At 61.8% G+C, this 17,904-nt stretch carries 11 protein-coding genes; 2 read left to right on the top strand and 9 right to left on the bottom strand.

Annotated features, from left to right (window positions below; all coding sequences use genetic code 11):
* Window positions 1-7 precede the first annotated feature (7 nt).
* The 8 genes from AC1DZU_RS19740 to AC1DZU_RS19705 all read right to left on the bottom strand — a co-directional run bounded on the left by AC1DZU_RS19740 (window position 8) and on the right by AC1DZU_RS19705 (window position 9,583).
* Window positions 8-457: a hypothetical protein gene (locus AC1DZU_RS19740; RefSeq protein ID WP_477287491.1), complete on the bottom strand. Its 450-nt coding sequence runs from the start codon at window positions 455-457 to the stop codon at window positions 8-10.
* A gap of 29 nt (window positions 458-486) precedes the next feature.
* Window positions 487-1,788, bottom strand: coding sequence for an epoxide hydrolase family protein (locus AC1DZU_RS19735; RefSeq protein ID WP_477287489.1), 1,302 nt, complete (start codon window positions 1,786-1,788; stop codon window positions 487-489).
* A gap of 339 nt (window positions 1,789-2,127) precedes the next feature.
* A complete protein-coding gene (locus AC1DZU_RS19730) occupies window positions 2,128-3,645 on the bottom strand; it encodes a cyclic nucleotide-binding domain-containing protein (protein WP_477287488.1) in 1,518 nt (505 codons plus the stop codon).
* Window positions 3,646-3,666: 21 nt separating this feature from the next.
* Window positions 3,667-4,653 (bottom strand): HlyD family secretion protein, encoded by a 987-nt coding sequence (locus AC1DZU_RS19725; protein WP_477287486.1) that lies wholly within the window; start codon window positions 4,651-4,653, stop codon window positions 3,667-3,669.
* On the bottom strand, window positions 4,643-6,979 hold the full coding sequence (locus tag AC1DZU_RS19720; protein ID WP_477287485.1) for an ABC transporter permease: 2,337 nt from the start codon (window positions 6,977-6,979) through the stop codon (window positions 4,643-4,645). Before AC1DZU_RS19720 ends, AC1DZU_RS19725 begins: the two co-directional genes overlap by 11 nt.
* On the bottom strand, window positions 6,979-8,040 hold the full coding sequence (locus AC1DZU_RS19715) for an HlyD family secretion protein (protein WP_477287484.1): 1,062 nt from the start codon (window positions 8,038-8,040) through the stop codon (window positions 6,979-6,981). The genes AC1DZU_RS19720 and AC1DZU_RS19715 overlap by 1 nt, the downstream gene beginning before the upstream one ends.
* Before the next feature lie 188 nt (window positions 8,041-8,228).
* Complete coding sequence (locus tag AC1DZU_RS19710) at window positions 8,229-8,750, bottom strand: winged helix-turn-helix domain-containing protein (RefSeq protein ID WP_477287482.1); 522 nt, start codon at window positions 8,748-8,750, stop codon at window positions 8,229-8,231.
* A gap of 194 nt (window positions 8,751-8,944) precedes the next feature.
* Window positions 8,945-9,583 carry a response regulator transcription factor gene (locus AC1DZU_RS19705; RefSeq protein WP_477287480.1) on the bottom strand — a complete coding sequence of 213 codons (639 nt, stop codon included), beginning with the start codon at window positions 9,581-9,583 and terminating at the stop codon, window positions 8,945-8,947.
* Window positions 9,584-9,812: 229 nt separating this feature from the next.
* On the opposite strand from AC1DZU_RS19705, the gene AC1DZU_RS19700 reads away from it, so the two are divergent.
* Window positions 9,813-10,202 carry a response regulator transcription factor gene (locus tag AC1DZU_RS19700; RefSeq protein ID WP_477287478.1) on the top strand — a complete coding sequence of 130 codons (390 nt, stop codon included), beginning with the start codon at window positions 9,813-9,815 and terminating at the stop codon, window positions 10,200-10,202.
* On the opposite strand, the gene AC1DZU_RS19695 is transcribed toward AC1DZU_RS19700, so the two are convergent.
* Window positions 10,197-16,931 carry a PAS domain S-box protein gene (locus AC1DZU_RS19695; RefSeq protein WP_477287476.1) on the bottom strand — a complete coding sequence of 2,245 codons (6,735 nt, stop codon included), beginning with the start codon at window positions 16,929-16,931 and terminating at the stop codon, window positions 10,197-10,199. The two genes, AC1DZU_RS19700 and AC1DZU_RS19695, sit on opposite strands and share 6 nt — an antisense overlap.
* A 315-nt stretch (window positions 16,932-17,246) precedes the next feature.
* Here AC1DZU_RS19695 and AC1DZU_RS19690 point away from each other — a divergent pair, with 315 nt between their 5' ends.
* Window positions 17,247-17,867: a hypothetical protein gene (locus AC1DZU_RS19690; RefSeq protein ID WP_477287474.1), complete on the top strand. Its 621-nt coding sequence runs from the start codon at window positions 17,247-17,249 to the stop codon at window positions 17,865-17,867.
* The last annotated feature ends 37 nt before the right edge of the window (window positions 17,868-17,904 follow it).

Raw genomic sequence — 17,904 nt, 5'->3', positions numbered from 1 at the left:
AGAGACGTTATGCTTCCAGCGCCGCGCGTTCGATGCTTGCCGCAAATAGCGGCGTTTCGTTCTTCAGATGCTCGATGGAGGCCTGCTGGCGCTGAGCGCGGAATTGATCGAAGGGAATGCCTTGCCGCGCGAGCAATGCCAGAAAATCCTCACTGGGACTTGAGCGCACGCGGTTTGTGAATTCGCATCGAGCGCCGTCGATCGCGCGCACGCGTATGTCCCAGCTCACGAGGAAGGTCGATCGCCCAGCCGGGGTATCCGACGAGCAGCCCCGATATTCATGCTCCGCAAGGTTGAAAGTGGCATCGATGAGCTGCTGCTCGATGTCGCTAGCGTCGGTGGACGGGGCAAATTCCTGGGAAGTGCCGCGAAGTCCGTCTGCCTTGTCTAGATAAGTCATCGTAAAGCCTTCGAGTTTCGGGGCCAGGTGCGAAATGCCAGTCAGTGGGCAGCGCACGTTGCAGACAGCGCGCGCTGCCGCCTGGCTCAGGTTGGTTTCTGGAACGAGCGGAAGGCGGCGCGCACTTCGGAGGCAAAGAGCTCCGGCTCTTCCCACGCGGCGAAGTGGCCGCCACGATCGACCTGATTGTAGTAGATCAGGTTCTTGAACGTGTATTCGACCCAGCTTCTCGGGACCCGATAGAGTTCGCCCGGAAAGACCGTATAGGCTGCCGGAATGTGCACCGGTCCCATCACAGGGGCGCGCGCCGCTTCCCAATAGAGCCGCGCTGCCGAAGAGCCGGTATTCGTCAGCCAGTAGAGGGTGATATTGTCGAGGACGTCATCGCGCGTGATCGCGCCGTCCGACGTGCCGGCAACGGCAGCTGCGAGCAGCCCGTAGCTGCGCGGGTCATGATCGAGCAGCCAGGATGCCAGACCGATGGGCGAATCGGCGAGGGCATTGCCGATAGTCTGCGGGCGCCGCGCCTGCTCAATGAAATAGCCGATGGGCTGAATGGCTTTGCGCTGATTGAAGGTAGCCAGCTCTTCCTTGGAGAGCCCTGCCGGCGGAGGATCACCGGCGCCAATGGCCCGCGTGGTTTCCGGCGGGAAGGTGAGGAGCAGATTCATGTGGATGCCAAGCAGTCCTTCCGGCGCCTGATGCCCCATAATCTCCGAAATGCGCGCGCCCCAGTCCCCGCCCTGATGGACGTAGCGGGAGTATCCCAGCCGCTTCATCAGTGTATCCCATGCGCGCCCGATGCGGTCCGGGTTCCAGCCTGTCGTCGTCGGCCGGGCGGAGAAGCCATAGCCCGGCATGGATGGAATGACGATGTGAAAGGCATCGGACGCGTTGCCGCCATGCGCAGTAGGATTGACGAGCGGATCGATGATCTTCAGTTGCTCGACGATCGAGCCGGGCCAGCCATGCGTGACGATCAGCGGCAGCGCGTTGCCATGGCGCGACCGCACGTGGATGAAATGAATGTCCAGTCCATCGATCTCGGTGATGAAATTGGGCAGTGCGTTGAGCTTGGCTTCGAACCGGCGCCAGTCGTAGTCGCTCGCCCAGTAGCGCGCGAGTTCCTGAACCGTCGCAAGTTGCGTGCCTTGAGACTGGTCGTCTACCGTTTCGCGATCGGCCCACCGCGTTGCAAGGATCCGGCAACGCAGGTCATCAAGAGCCTCTTCGGGAATGTCTGCACGGAACGGGTGTATCGAGCTCGAGTCCTCGCTGCTTGCGGCTTCCGCGGTGTTCGTTTTGCTGGTCATCAGCAGGGCTAGTCCCGCGGCGGCAGTCGATGTCAGCACGCTGCGACGGGTGTGTTTTGACGCATATTCGGACATGAGACGCTCCTTTCATGGCGGTAACTGGATACTGTTGGCACTGGCTCGTGGAGCTCGGGCAAGCGTCCGAAAATTGCAGCGGATCCTGATACGCGCATCGCGAACTCGCGTGCTTTGGAAACCCATTCGTGGCAAGTCTTGTGACGAACTTGATCCTGTTGAGCACAGCGCGCTATTGCACGAGGGTGGTGCGCAATAGCCGATACGTCGCCTCAGCTAAGCCTAGGTTTAGCGGCTGCAGCGTATGTGGAAGACCCGCAGTTGGCTTTCACAATCGCGCATCGTGCGCTCCAAGCCCCCGCGCTTGTTGGGGTCTCGTGCTGTATATAAGGCAGCCGCTCAAAGATTGAATAAATGCCTGATACGGGCGATCAGCGGGGTGACCGATTTCGGTCCCGAAGCGCCGTTGAGCTGATCGAATTTGAACCGTTCCACGGCGGTCCTTCTCGACAGAAGCGAGCCGAGCTCATCTGCAATGGCCGGTCGATCCCGCATGAGCGGCTCTAGCCCGTCTTGGGTAATCTCGTAGACGACGACGGAGGTCAGCGCCGTGATGGACCCTGGCTCGCCCATGCCGGTCAGCAGACCACCCTCACCGAAGAAGTCGCCCGGCGCCAGTCTTGCCAGTTCAACTGTCGCCGTTCCGTCCGTGCTCTGTCGCGTGACAACTGCTACACCGCTGCGCACGATCATCAGAGATTTCAGTACGCTTCCTTGCTCGACCAGCACGTCATCTTTGCGAAAGGTGCGGCGTGTCATCGTCGAAGCGAGGGTTTCCTTTTCATCCTCGGTCAGGTGGGCAAACAGCGGAACGGCATCGAGTAGCCGCAACTGCGTCGCGCGCAACCCTGCGGGCATCGCGCCTGGCGCCGACGCGGCGATGGAGACAGTGCCCTCCGTAGTCGGTGCAAGAGCCAATCCGGCAGCCTTTGAGTGGCGATAAGTCAAATCAAATATCTCGGTTTTCGCGGTGCCTACTGCGGAGACGTCGGCGACGCTGAACGTTACCTCCAGCTCGGTTGCGTTCGCGTCGAGGGACGTTACCTGGATGGCAGGCTGGGGAACCGTCAGGATAGCGTTGCTGCTCAGCAGTACCGAACGCATCACCTCGACCATGGCGGACGGCGCTGTCGTCGGCCGGAAGCGTATAGTGAGCTTCACGCCGTGGCTGGGCTCGGGACTGCTGAGGTTGGTTAGCCTCGCCTTCGCGAGATCGCTGTTGGGAACGATGACGAGGTCATTCGCGGCGGTAAGCAGATGCGTCGCTCGCCAGTTGGTCTCGACGACCTTGCCTTCGATCGAATTGCCGAGGGCCAGCCAGTCACCGATCCCGTAGGGCCTGGCCAGATTGAGTGCGATGCCCGAGAAGACATCGCTCAAGGTGCTTTGCAGGGCGAGGCCAAGGATGATCGCGACGGCGCCTGACGTGGCAATGAGAGTACCCACGGGAGCATTGAAGACGTATGCAATGACGGAAAGCAGGGCGCCGACGTAGATCACGCCGACAATGAGGTCCTGCAGGAGCCGACCTTCGCGGGTCCGACCCTCGAAAATCAGGAAAACACGGACGAGGCTGATCAACGACCATGCTGCGCTGATCCACCATATGACCTTGGCCAGTCCCAGGAAAAAGCGCTGCAAGCCGGACGCGGCCTGTGGCCCCGGCTCGTACGGAACGACGCCATGGGACATCAGCAGGATGGAGAGAGCGGCAAACAAGGCGAGTTGGCCGATGAGGTGGCGTTTGGGGTGATTGCGGAGCAACACCCGAGTAATCACCGCCCCAACAGCGGCGAGCGCGCCTGTCTGCACGATCGGGTCGGCGATCACCTGAGCGACGTCGCCATAGCTCGACATCGACCTCGACTCCTTTGGTACCTACCGCTGTTCAGCCAGCCAAACTGTCATTCCGGCTTCGAGACTGTCAGTTCCGCCGGTCGGCTCGAGCCGGACGCGAAAGGCATTCAGGTCGTGATCGCCGACGGCACGGGCGGCGCGCCAGGTTGCGAACTCGCCCAGGGGACGCAGCTCCGTCACCCGGGCATCTATTTTTTGGCCATCCTGAACAGACAGCGCTAAGGTCATACCAGTGGTCAAACCGTGAAGAGCGTCCTCGCGCAAAGTGAAGGCAAACCAGATTTGACCGTCTGCTTCCAGTGTCATCACCGGCTTTCCCGGGCCGATGATCTCGCCGGGCTCGGCGACGCGGATGCCAACTTTCCCGTCGAGCGGGGCAGTGAGCACCGTCTTCTCCAGCTTCGCCTGAAGCTCAGCGACCGTCGCTTCGGCCAGTGCAACCTTGGCGTCGGCGACCGCCCGCTCCTCGGCTGTTGGTCCAGCACTCGCCTCGGCCGCCTGTGCGCGCTTCAACTCGAGATCGGCCTGCGTCTTGGCAAGCGAAGCCGTGCTTTCGTCGAGCTGCTGTTTGCTCGCAAAGTCCTTGCCAGCAAGTTTCTCGGCGCGTTCGTATTGCTGTTTCGCGAGCACCAGATTGGCCCCTGCCGTTTGAACGGCCTGGTTGGCGATATCGACCTCCTCCTTCCGCACGCCGGAATAGACCCTGTCGCGCTCCGCCTTGGCGCTTGCCGCCGCCGATTTGGCCTCACCGACCGATGCGGCCAGCTCCGGATTGTCGAGCGTCGCGAGCAGATCGCCGCGATGGACGTGGTCGCCCGGCTTGGCGGCGATTGCGGCCAGTCGCCCGGTACTGTCTGGGGCGATGCGGATTTCGGTCTGGCGCACCATGCCTCGCACCAGTGACTGCTGCATGCCCTCCTGGCTGAGCGCGCCGGACGACAGCAGCGACGAGATCGCCGCCGTGGCATACGCCACCATGATCGACCGGCCTTTGGTATCAGTCGGCATGCGACGCTCTCCACATTGTGACGATCAGCGCTGCGACGATTGTCAGCAGCGCGTAGACTCCGGTGAGGATCCAAAGGCGCATCCAGTCGTGCGACACGTCGCCGAGAGCCGCACCCATCTGGTTTACGCGCACCAGACCGTCAATGCCCGGGGTGCTCGGCAAAACAGCGCTGGCCGACCTGAGCAACGGCGGAATGGCCTCTAGCGGCCATGCCACCCCGACCAGGAAGAAAATCGGCAGGCTGACGGCTATCAGGATCAGCACCGCGTTCTCCGGCCGCTTGAACCAGGTGCCGATGAACTGGCCGAGAAAGCTGACCGACAGGATGAAAGGAATGGTAAGGACAAGCAGATCGAGGACCTTGTCGCTCGCCGAGAAGCCGTAGAAGCGTGGCAGCACGACAAGGAAGAGTGCAAAGCCCGGCAACGCCAGCAGCAGGTGGGCAAGGCTGTGGCCAAGCACGGCGGCGGGCGCGCGCCTTTGGCGGCGCGCTTGCGCGCCACCATCCCGAAAGGCCGCCCCGCCGATTGTTGCCGCGCCCATCAGCAGTGTTTGCTGCAGGATGAGCAGAAACGCCGCCGGAACGACGTAGCTCCCGTAGCCTCCTGTCGGATTGAACAGTGGCTGCGCCAATACCTCGACCGGCGAGATTTGCGCCAGCGCGGCACGGTAGAGGCTGCCCTCCGGTCGCGCGCTGCGTGCAGCGAGGTCTGCCCGGACGGCGCCGACCGCCTCCTGAATGCCTTGGAATGTCCGGTTGTAGAGCAGGAAGTAGGTCGAATCGACGAACGCGGGCAGGCCTGCTCGGTCGCCTTTCAACACTTCGCGCTCGGTGCCGGCCGGTATACCCAGTATGCCGAACACCTCGCGCCGCGCCAATGCGGCTTGCGCTTCCTCGAGTGTGGTCGGCCGCAGAGCGACTTCTGTCGCCTCGTCCGCATCGAGCGCCTGTATGATCGTGCGGCTGACGTCGGAATTGTCGTCGTCGACAACCGCGACAGGCACATCCTTGACAAGCTGTCCCACGTAGGGCTGAGGGTAGAAGACGCCGTAGATGATCGGTGCCAGCACGATCAACCCGAAAGCGGCCCTGTTGCCCAGCACGCGTTTATACTCGTCGGCAAATGCTCCTGATATGCCGCGCCCGGCGGGTGTTCTCATCGAAGGCGCTTGCACGGGCTCAGGGATCGGGCCGCGCGACAGGGCGTACAGCCGCACCCAGGAGAGGCCGAAGTAGAGGATCGCCAAACCGGCGAGCATGATGAAGGGCTCCACCGAGTCGCGCACAGGCACGCCTCGTGCGGCCTGGTCGAACAGGACCTGGATGTACCAGCGCAGCGGCAGCATCGTGCCCCATCCGCGCGAAAAGCCGTTCATGGCCAGCACTGGAAAGCCGACGCCGGCAAAACCGAATGCTGGCGAGCAAATAATGCCAGTCAGCGTGAGGCCGAAGGCAAGGTTCTTCACGAGGAGCTGCAGGAGCGCGCCCAGCGCCAGATATCCGACGATCAGGAGACAGGCGGCGGCTCCCATCATGCCGGGGTCGCCACGGAAAGGTATCTCGAAGAAGCCGTGGATAATGCCGAGACCGACGACCATCATGACAAGGAAAATGCCTAGATAGGGCGCGAGCTTGCCGACCAGCGCGGTGAGCGGACTGCCGTCCGCCGTGGCTAGCCACTCGCGCACGCTGCGCGAGCCGAACTCGGATCCGACGGCATAGCCCCCGGCGATCGCGATTACGATGTGCAGCACGGTCGGCAGGATCGACCTGAGCAGAAACTGAGCGTAGTTCAAGGCGGGATTGCTGAGCAGATATTGTTCCACCACCAGCGGGCCGGGGGTGAAGCCGGGACGCCTGGCCGCGGGCGGCAGGTCGGCCACGGCTGCGGAAATGGCTGCCTGCAACCCGCTCGAAGCGACATTGCCCGGCGTGAAAAACTGTTTGTTGAAGAAGATGACAAGCTGCGGCCGTCGCCCGTCGATTACGTCGCGCTCCAGGTTCTCAGGGATGTAAACTGCCGCAATGGCCTTACCCGAGCGGATCGCGTGCATGGCGCTGTTGAGATCCGACGAGCGCTCCGCCACCGTCACACCTGGCGCCGAGCCAATTGCCTGAATGAATGTCTCCGACGTCTTCGAGCGGTCCTGGTCGACAATGTCGACCCTGAGGTTGCGGATCACCGCATTGCTGAAAGTGGCGGCCAGTAGCGCAAAGGCAATCAACGGAATGCCAAGGACAAGCAGTAACGCCACCTTGTCGCGCCAGATCCAGATGACCTCGCGGACGGCTACGTCGACGACGCCGGGGCGCGCGTTAGCCATCAGTGCACCGCAGCCCAGTCCGCATAGGCGCTCATGCCCGGCCTAAGATCGGGGATCCTGTCGACCGGATAAGCGCGGACCTCGAAGGTCCTGAGATCGAAGTCGCCGGTAGCACGGGTCGCCCGCCAGCCGGCATACTCGCCGCGGGTCGCGATCGTGCGGACCTCAACGGTGACCGGCCTGTCGCCGAGCGCGGGAACCCTAACGCTGAAGCGGTCGCCGACCTTCAATCCCTTGACCAGGTCCTCACGCAGGTCGAAGCGCAACCAGACGTCGCTCAAGTCAACGAGCGACAGCAGCGGAATGCCCGGCGAGACGTACTCGCCGAGTTCCGCGCTGATCTGGTAGACCTGCCCGCCAATCGGCGCCTTGACGGTCATCTCCGCCACTTCGGCCTGCAGCGTGGAGATCGCCGCGTCCGCTTTTGCCACCGCGGCTTGCGCGACTCCGCGCTCCTCCGGCGTGTAGCCGGCCACTGCCGCGTCATAGGCGAGCTTGGCCTGCTCCAGCGTGCGCGTTGCAACGTCCAGCGACGCCGTCGCCTCGTCGAGCCTGGCCACGGATTCGTAACCGCCCTGGGTGATCTGTTTCACCCGGTCGTAAGTCTGCTGCCCGAGCGTCAGGCTCGCCTGGGCCGCGGCTACAGCCGCCTTGCGCTCTGCAATCACCTCGGTCCTTGTTCCCACCTCAATCCGCGCCAGATCGGCCGCGGCAACCATTTTCGCCGCCTCGGCCTCCTGGAGCTTCATCATCAACTCCGGATTCTCGATCGTAAGGAGCACCTGTCTTGCGACGACGTTGTCGGCTCGCGATACCGGCCGCTGCTCCACACGGCCGTCGACGCGCGCGGCAATGTCGATGCGGGTCGCGTCTGCCTCGCCCTGCACGAGAAGCGGCTGAGGCTGTGCCAGGTACCAAAGCGAAAGGCCGACGATGCCGGCTACGCTAAGCGCGACCACAATGGCGGCAGTCTTGGAAGATTTCGACGCTATCTTGACGACAGGAGGCGCCACCACTGGCTCTTCGGACCGAGGGACCGTCGGCACCGGTGCCGGGCTCACGTCTGACCGCCTCATAGACTCCGGTTGCACGCCGGCCTGAGGGGGGCCGGCGACTTCTGCCTTCAAGACAGGTGCCGTTGATCTTTCGGCCGTCTCGGCGGCAACGCTCTTCTCGTCAGCTGAAGGGAGTGACATGTCGACAATAGTCCTGCTGAGTCCTGCTGGGCTGTGGAGTGCAACGACAGCGGTCACTGCGTGCCGCGGGACGGCGCCTCGCGCTCAGTTTTGGTGTTGTATCCGACCGAGGCGACGAAGCTGTAGCCCCGCCCTGGAATATTGATGATGAACCGATTTCCGTTTTGTCCGTCCCGCAGCGTGCGACGTAATGCAGAAATATGGACGGTGAGATTCGCAGGCTCGACAAAGACGTTGGGCCAAACGCGAGCCATCAACTCTTGCTTTGTGATCAACTCGCCGGGGCGCTCCAGAAGAACAATCAGAATCTCCAGGGCGCGACTACCAAGGGGGACCTGCTTGTCGCCTTCCAGCAGGAGGAACTGCGAGGGGAGGCAGCGGAACGGGCCAAATGAAACGTCGGGCGGCGCGATAGCAACCGGCCGGGCTCGCCCCGCAAAGGGGAAGTTGTCCGCGTCCAGAACTTCGGCCGCGGGCCATACGCCGAGTCGCGGCTCGTGGGGGAACTGCGTCAACGCTGCCGTTTTGCGCAAGGGCAAGCGTTCAAACGCTGTCATCGATCGTGACGTGTCCATTGCAACCTCGCATTCGCTCCGAAGGGCTAGCCCCAAAGATCACCTTATGACGCAGTCTGGCGATTTCAGCCGCCGCGCTCTATTGCCCGTAGGGAGAGCGGCTTTCGCTTGTGGTTGGCGGAGCTAAGCTATCGCTTAGAGCGAAACGCCGACCGCGCGTCCATGCTCCGGGTCCGGCATTCGTCGCCAGAAGGTCAGAAGCGTTGGAACTCTTCCGGCACCGCCTTGAGCATATCTGCCATTCGGCTGAGCTCGGGAAGTGAGCGTGCCTTCATCTTCCGCATTAGATGGGTGCGATGCACCTTCACGGTGGATTCTGCGATACCGATATCGTTGGCGATTTGTTTGTTTACCCGGCCTGCGGCGACCCGGACCATGACTTCGCGTTCGCGGGAACTGAGGGTGTCGAAACGCTCTCTGAGCGCACGCAAGGCCTTATCGCGTTCCAGACGGACACCATCGCGGGCGAGACCAGCCTCGACAGCATCAAGAAGATCCTGATCACGGAACGGCTTGGTGAGAAACTCTATGGCACCGCCCTTCATCGCCTGCACGCTCATGGGCACGTCCGCGTGTGCTGTCATGAAGATGATCGGGACTTGCCGTTTCGCGGCGTTCAGCTCACGCTGAAGCTCGAGGCCGCTCTGCCCCCCCGGCAATCTCACGTCAAGCACCAGGCACGTTGGGCCATCCGCCAGATCGGCCTTGAGAAATTCGGAAACAGACGAAAATTGGCGGGTCTCGAGCCCGATCGTTCGCAACAGACGCACAACCGAGTCGCGAAATTCACCATCATCGTCAATAACCGAGACACTGGATTTTGCGTCACTCATCCCGGACCTTGAGCGAAAGAGCGCTTGCTTCCCACTGCACGGCTTCACCCTACGAATTATCCGCTCGTGTGAACAGCGCTTGTTGCCTCGGCAAATAGGCGAAGCGCCTAAGCCATCGCTTAGACGCGGCGGCATTGCTTTGTGAGAAACTACAGCAGACATTCCGGGTATGCGAGTGAGTGATCCGGCGTCGACACGGTGAGCAAGGGAAAAGTACCTGGAAGCCGCAATGTCAAACCGCGCATTGATATCGATCGTCGACGACGACCAGCCCTTCCGCGAATCGATGCGAAAACTGATTATGTTGCTGGGCTACGCCGTAGAAGAATTTCCGTCAGCTGCCGATTTCTTGGCATCGCGCGCCGTCTCAGAAACTGCGTGCCTTGTTGCCGACATCAACATGCCTGCAATGACTGGCATTGAGCTCTACGGTTACCTGGTCAAGATGGGGTACAAGACCCCAACAATCCTCGTAACTGCCTACCCCGACGAGACCGACCGAGATCGGGTCCTGAAAGATGGGGCGGTTTCTTACCTTAGCAAACCGGTGGATGACGAAGATCTCGAACGATGCCTTCGCCTGGCTGTAAGCGGTAAGCCGGCTGCGGGAGGTTCATGAGTTCTCTCCCGAGGGCGGCAGCGTAAACTGAAATACGGCACCGCGAGGAGCGTTCGCCGCCGCCCACAGCCGGCCCCCATGGGCACTGACGATAGACCGGCAGATCGACAGCCCCATTCCAACTCCGCTCGTCTTTGTAGTGTAGAAGGGCTCGAACACTCGCTCGATCATCGCCGGAGCAATGCCGGGGCCCGAATCCCGGACTTGGACGAGGACGCCGCCGTCCGCCTGACTCTCCTCGATGCTGATCGATAGTTCTCTCGGTCCTTTCTCGTCCGAGCTCATTGCATCAACCGCGTTCAGGATCAGGTTCACTACGACTTGTTGCAGTTGAACACGATCTCCCTCAACAGCAACCAGCCCATCCATCCGGTTGGTGCTGAGTGCAATTTTGCTCCGGGCGATCACGCCACGCACCATGGCAATCGCCTCGTCGACCGCCTTACCAAGCTCAAAACGCTCCCTCCGCGGAGGTGCTTTCTTGATCTGGTCACGCATGCGGCCGACGATATCTCTCGCCCTGTCGGCATCCCTGACGACACAGCCGAGCGCTTGCATGGCTTCATCCAGATTCGGCGGGTCCAATTCCAGAAATCGCATCCCTGCACGGGCATTGTTGCGCGCCGTAGCAATGGGATGCAGGATTTCGTGAGACAGCGAGGCAGCCAATTCTCCCATCGTGCTCACGCGATTGATATGGGCGAAATCCGATTGCATCTGCTGCAATCGCGCTAGCGCCTGTATGCGATCTTCGATGTCCGTCAGCAGACAGTACCAGCGCGTGATACGCCCGGACTCGTCGCGAATTGGGGCCCCGCGATTTTCAAACCACCGATATTCGCCGTCAAAGCGTCGCAGGCGTAGTTCTTGATGGAAGGGAGTGCCGGCGGCGAATGACGTCCTAAAAGATTCAAGGACACGGGCAAGGTCTTCAGGATGGACTGCATCGCCTGTACCCCAGTCCTTCAGCACTTCGAGAGACCGGCCAAAATACTCGATGATTGGGCGGTTGGCGGATTCGAGTTCGCCGCTCGGCGCCATGATCGCTACTAGTCCGGCTATCCCGTCAATGGCTGCCCGGAACTTCGCTTCGCTCTCCTTCAGCGCCCCTTCGGCACGCTTTAGTTCCTCTATATCCGTCAGTAGACAATACCAGCGCGTGACACGCCCGGAGCCATCGCGGAATGGAACGCCGCGGGCAAACAACCACCGAAATTCCCCATCGAAACGACGAGCGCGATGTTCGAATTCAAAAGGTGCTCCTGAGGCGATCGATCTCGCCATAATTTCTTTGACGTACGGGAGATCCTCGGGATGTATGACACCGCTTGTGCCCCAGCTCCTCAACTCTTCGACTGATTGGCCGTAATACTCAAGGATTTGGCGATTGACGGCCTCAGTCTCACCATTCGGGGCCAAGATCGCAACGAAACCTGGTATCCCGTCAATTGCTGCGCGCAAATTCCGCTCGCTTTCGCGCAACGCCTCTTCCGCTCGCCTGCGCTCGGTAATGTCAATGACGCCGGCAAGGCCCTTGGTCTTGTCTTCAGTTGCATATCGCAGTGTGAACCGCGCATCGAAGATCGTGCCATCGAGCCTGCGCACGCGTGTCTCGGTCGAGAACTCATCGTTGCCCTCAATGGTAGCTAGGACCGATTCCACATAGTCATCGAGGCTTTCTTCCGGCCAGAACGCCCCGACGCTCGTCAGCAACTCCTCCTTGTTTCCTCTCCCGAACAACGAAACCGTCTGATCATTGACATCGATGACACGCGTCACGCGCATGATCTCACGGATCAGATGTGGATTTTCCTTGAAGTGGACCCTGAAATCGTGGACTCCCGCATCTCTCAACGCGCGCAATATTTGCCTGCTGCTGGTGTAATCCAGTTCGAAGAACGACACCGCCATCGCTTGGAAGAGATTCTGATAGCGCCCCTCACTTTGCTTTAGCGCGCCTTCGGCGCGCTTCCGCTCGGTGAGGTCGAGCACGAACGCAACGCACTCGCTTCCTCCCTCTTTGAACAGCGCGGCGCCAATGAGCACGGGGACACGGCTGCCGTCCTGTCGAATATATTCCTTCTCGAATGGTTGAACTGTTCCAGTCGAGTTCAGTTCTGCCGCCGTGCGTATGTCGCGTTCGCGCCATTCCGGTGGGGTCAGCTCGTTCCAGCGTACGCGACCCAAGACCAAGTCCTCACGGTCGTAGCCAATGATACGCAGAAACGCGTCGTTGGCCTCGACAATCCCACCTTCAAGGTCGGCAACGAAGATGCCGATGATGTTTGCGTCGACCAGACGCCGAAGCTTGGCTTCTCGATCTGCAAGAGCCCGATAAAGTCCCATATTCTCGAGCGAGATTGCCGCTTGCGAGGCAAGTACCTTCAAAACAGTGAGGCGATCTTGCGTGAAAACCTGAGGTGCCAGATTGTTTTCAAAGTAGAGAATGCCGACCAACCTTCCCTGGTTGATCATTGGGAGACATAGAATGGAACGGGCGCGACGCTGAACGATGTAGGGATCGGCAGAAAACGGATTCTGTGCCGATGCATCATCGAGAACCACGATCTCACTCGTGCGCAGGATATACCGAATAAGTGACTCCGGCAGTTTGCCCGCACCGTCACGTTCCCGTACGTGAATGGCTACATCCTCGCCATGCGCAGTTGCTTCCGCGTATATCATCAGCTCGTAAGTTCGCGGGCAGATCAGGAGGCCTCGATCAGCGCCGGCGTGCTTGATCGCCGCACGCATGAGCCTGTCAATGAGCTTTTCAAGCACTACCTCGCCGGAGAGTACTTGGGAGATTTCTATTACGGTCGCGAGATCGAGCTGTTCGACCGGGACATTGATCGTACCGGTTTGGTCCGGCGCGCGCTCATCTTGTCTCAGCCACGGATGGAGTTGATCGAGCTGCCTTACCTTGCCATGCGCGCCCCAGCTCAGGTAGGCGGCGCGTGCCTCGCGCCGATGACTCGACGCGATCGTTTCGAAGCCGCGGGCGGCGTAGAAGCGCGCCGCGAGCTCAAAGCTCAAAGCTTCGATGTGGACGAAGCCGGCCGTGCGTGCAGAGCGAATGGCCTCCTCGTAAAGGTCCATCGCTTCCCGTTCTCGGCCGTCGACGCGCGCGAACTCTGCCGCGGCCAGCGTGGCGCGGCTGCCCAACGTGACCGGCGAGTTTTCGCCGAACACAGCCAACCTCCTTAGATTCGCCTCGAGCCCTTCGCGCAACTTCGGTCGAGCGGCGTCGTCGGCGCTATCCAGGCACTCGGCACGCGCAAGAGCCCCATAAAAATGATGCTCCGCGAACTCGAAGTACACGTCCGCGACCCATAGCAACGGCTCGGCGGCCTCTGCGGCAGTCACGGAGCCCTTCGGGTCGCCTGCGAGAAACTGCGCCTGCTGGCGACGGATCCAGTACCAGCACATGGGTAGGGCGAGCGCCGGTAGCTCGCCGTATGTGCGCTCGAAGGCTTGTTGGTCGAATTCGGGGCTGTCGAACGAACCGAATAGCGTCGAGTCTCCCTGTAGCATTCGCGTCAGACCCAATTGCGTCTGAATCGCCAGCACGGCGAAGTCGAAGTTGAGCTTGCGCGCGTAACCGAGGGCGCGCCTGCAGGCGGCCTCCGTGTCCTCGAGCGGCGAGCCGTCGATCAGCATCAACTCTTCGACGTTGCACAGAAGATAAGTTGCGTAAGTCAGGTCTCCCGCGCGCTCTGCTGCCTCGAACCCCCGGTTCAGAAGCGCGCGGCAACCATCGAGATTGTCGGCCCAAGGCCGCACGAACATCGTGTAACCGAACAGCACGCGCGCCAGAGTACGCGGGTTCGCGCCGCGCTCGGCTAGATCAAGCGCCAACTTTCCAAAGCGGTAAGCCTTGCGGTAATCGCCGGAGAACGGACCCAGCTTCATGCCCAGCATCGCGTAGCCGAAGCTCGAGGCCGGGCCGTTGCCGTGTTCGATGGATATGTTGGCGATGCGCGCGGCGAGCAACGCAGGCAGCAACTGATCCGAGAACCAGGCTGGGGAGGCTGCGGCAGCCAGCACGTCCAGCATGGCGAGCGTGGCCGCGTCCGTGGTCTCAGGCAGCAGCGCGAGGTCTTCGATGGAGCGGCTGCCAAGCGCGCGCCACATGCGTTCGAGCTCGCTTTCGACGTCCTCGCGCGACGGGTGAGGCGTGAAATGGATGCCCTCGTGTTCGAGGTACTCGAGGCAGACCTCAACCGAGCGCGCGGGCTCAGCTCGCGTGACGTTCAGCATGATGCGTAGGCATGCGACGGCAGCTAGCTCGATCACTCCTTCGGCGCGCGCGACCAGCGCCGAAAGCCGCGCTTCGGCTTGCTCCAGATCGCCCGTCAAAAACTCACACTCGCCCAGTTCGAAGGCGAGCGTGAATGCCAGCGCACGGCGCCGCTGCCATCCCGCTTCACCGAGCACGGCGGTGCCGTTGCGCAAGAAGGCGAGCGCTGTGACGTACGCGGTCGCGGCCTTCGCACGCTGACCCGCCTTCGCGTTAAGCTCCGCGATGCGATCGAGCTCATCGCGATCGCTGACGAGCTGGATGCCGCGATTGAGCTGATTGACGATCTCGAAGACGTTTTCGTCGAGCTTTTCGGGCGGCGTTCGGGCGAGAAGGCGCCGGCCCGCGCGGAGGTGTGCGCTTGGGCGCTCGGCCTCCGCGATGAGTGAGTAGGAGGCCTCCTGAATTCGATCGTGGAGGAAGGTGTATGCCCCGCTCTGCAGCGCCACCAGACCGGCGGCGACCGCGTGACTGACGGCAGCGTGGACGTGGGACACGCTCGCGTCCAGTGCCGCAGCCAGCGCGTCCACGCGCGCGGTGTTGCCGATGCACGCCATAGCCTGCATCGCCTCGCGACACGGCGCGGGCAGCCGCGTGATCTTTTCGATCATCAGCGCCACGACGTTGTCGGTGAAGGTGCGCGCCGCGATGCGCGACCCATCCCAAAACCAGCGCTGCGTGCCGGTCTCGAAGGCGATGAGGCCGTCGTCTGCGAGCGCGGTGAGAAATTGGGTCGCGAAGAGCGGATTGCCGGCCGTCTTGTCGTGCACGAGCTCAGCCAGAGGAAGGACGTCGTTCTCGTGAAGCGTGTCGGCGACAAGCGCGCGCACGTCGGACAAAGCGAGGGGTGCAAGCTGGATTTCGCTGACCGGCACTCCGGCCTCGCGAATCGCGTCCAGGCGACGCAGGAGTGGGTGCTCCGGACCTACCTCGTTGTCGCGGTAGGCCCCGACGAGGAACAGAGAGTTGACCTCTTCCTGCAACAACAAGTGCTGCAGCACGTCCAGCGTTGCCGTGTCGAGCCACTGCAGGTCGTCGAGGAACAGGGCCAGCGGGTGCTCCGGTCGAGCGAACACGCCGATGAAGCGCCGCAGCACCCGCTCGAACACGCCCTGCGCGTCTTGCGGCGCGAGCTCCGCGATCGGCGGCTGATTGCCGATCACCAATTCGAGCTCGGGGATCAGGTTGATGATGAACTGGCCGTATGGTTCGACGGCGGCCAGGATTGCCTCGCGATAGCGTGCAAGCTCTGCCTCGGGCTCGACCAAGATCATCCCGACCAGCCGCTGGAAGGCCTGGGCGAAAGTCGCGTACGGAATGTCGCGCTTGTTTTGATCGAACTTGCCCGACGCGAACAGGCCCCGTGGCGGGAGCAGCGCCTTGTGCAGTTCGTTCACGACCGAAGATTTGCCGACGCCAGAGTAGCCAGAGACGAGCATCAGCCCTGGGCGTCCGCTCGCGACCACACGATCGAATGCCGACAGCAGCTGCTCGACGTCCCGCTCACGTCCATATAACGTCTCCGGGATCAAGAAGCGATCCGACGCATCTCGTGTGCCGAGTAGGAAGTCCTGAGTATCACCCTGCTTTTGCCATTCGTTCAGGCAATAGCGAAGATCCGCTTCGACGCCGGCGGCCGTCTGGTAACGCTCTTCCGAGACTTTCGCTAAGAGCTTCATCACCAACGCCGAGACAGCCCGAGGGATGTGGGCCGAGCGTTCATGCGGTGGCACAGGCTGGCGCGCGACGTGGCAATGGACGAGCTCAATTGGTTCGCGCGCCGTGAACGGGAGCTCGCCGACCAGCATTTGGTAGAATACCACTCCGAGGGCGTAGAGGTCGCTGCGGGAATCGATTGACCGATTCATCCGTCCGGTCTGTTCGGGCGCCATGTAGGCGAGCGTGCCGGCGATCGTCTCGGGAGGGTGAGGCGACTGGCGCTCGCGCGCGAGGCGTGAGGCGATGCCGAAGCCGGTCAGCCGCACGTCGCCAGTCGCGCCGTTGACCAGGATATTGGCCGGCTTGATGTCCTTGTGGACGAGCCCGCGCTGGTGGAGCTTGCCGAGGGCCACGGCAATACCGACCGCCAGGCGTAAGAAGCGCCCCACCTCCACGGGAGCGCCGATTACCCGGTCGAGCGGCTCGCCGCCTGCATCCTCCAGCACCAGCACGGTCCGACCGGCGTCATGTATGAGTTCCAATGGGCGCGCCGCCCATGTCCTTTCAAGCTGATCCCTGAGTTCGTATTCGTGGATGAGGCGATCACGGCCCGAGCGGGCCGGATGCTCCGCGGCAGCGAGGACGATCAACACCTCGCGCCGCTGGCCGTGATCGTCTAGCCGCCAGCCACGGCGGAAGACGCATTCGCCGCTCTCCCACAAAATCTGAGAGCCGCTGTCTGAGTACGCGATGGTCAACGAATGCGACACTATCTGTCAGACTCCGGCGTCGGCCAGGTCGAGTTCGGCTGACCGGCAGCGCGGCATCACGTGCGCCCGGTCTCTCCGCCCAGGAGAAATCCTACCTATCGGGCATGAAAAATGCCAGCCGCCTGTTGATGGCGCCTGATTCGACGAGCGCGGAACCGCAGGCACCTTCGCAACGATTTGGCACGATTTGCCCCGCTTTATTGGCGCCGGATGCACATGAGGGTCAACTAGAAGCCCATCGCAGGCAGGGAACCGAAAGGAACATACCGCCATGGCGACGCAAACACTGGCCAACCATCGAAAGGAAATATGAACATGGCAACGCAAACCCAGGCAAAACCGAAACAGAACCAGACCGTCGAAGACAGGATGCAACAGCTGCGGCAACTCTACGCCGAAGCTCCGCAGTTCGCGAAGACGGCGCTGGAGAACACGCTCCAGGCCTTGTCGTCGACGGCGTCGCAGCCGCGATCGCGGATGGAAAGCGCCGGTCGGACCGGGGTCCGTCAGGGCAAGGTCTCGGAGTTGACCGTGATCGCCCCGTTCGCACCAGGCGGAGCAGCCCGACTGCGCGCCGTGCTGCAACTGCGGAACGGCAACTTCGACGACACGGACCGGGTTGGCACAGTCCACGACATGCGTTTCGTGTTTCTGGACAACGACACAAAGCTGCTCTTCGCCACTGCCTACGACGGCGACTGGGACGTCTACATCGAGGATTTCGTAGCGAAGATCCCCAACGAAATGGACGTTTTCTTTTCGTGCTGGGAAGGCTGGCCCGGGATTCACAGCCCGAAGGTGAAAGACTGGATTGCCGAGCGCCAAATCCCCGCTGAAGCCTGGTACGTCGCGAGCCCGAACCTGACGGTGACGGAAACGCGGAGGCTCGAGAAGGTCGGTGCGGCTGTGGAGGCGTTCCTCGACAAGGTTGGGTGAAGCCAACAGGGCAGCATCAGGCAACAGCACGGAAGGA

The organism is Mesorhizobium sp. P2_A12, from assembly GCF_056405075.1.
The sequence above is the reverse complement of the archived record's forward strand: the minus strand, read 5'-3'. Positions and strand labels throughout refer to the sequence as shown.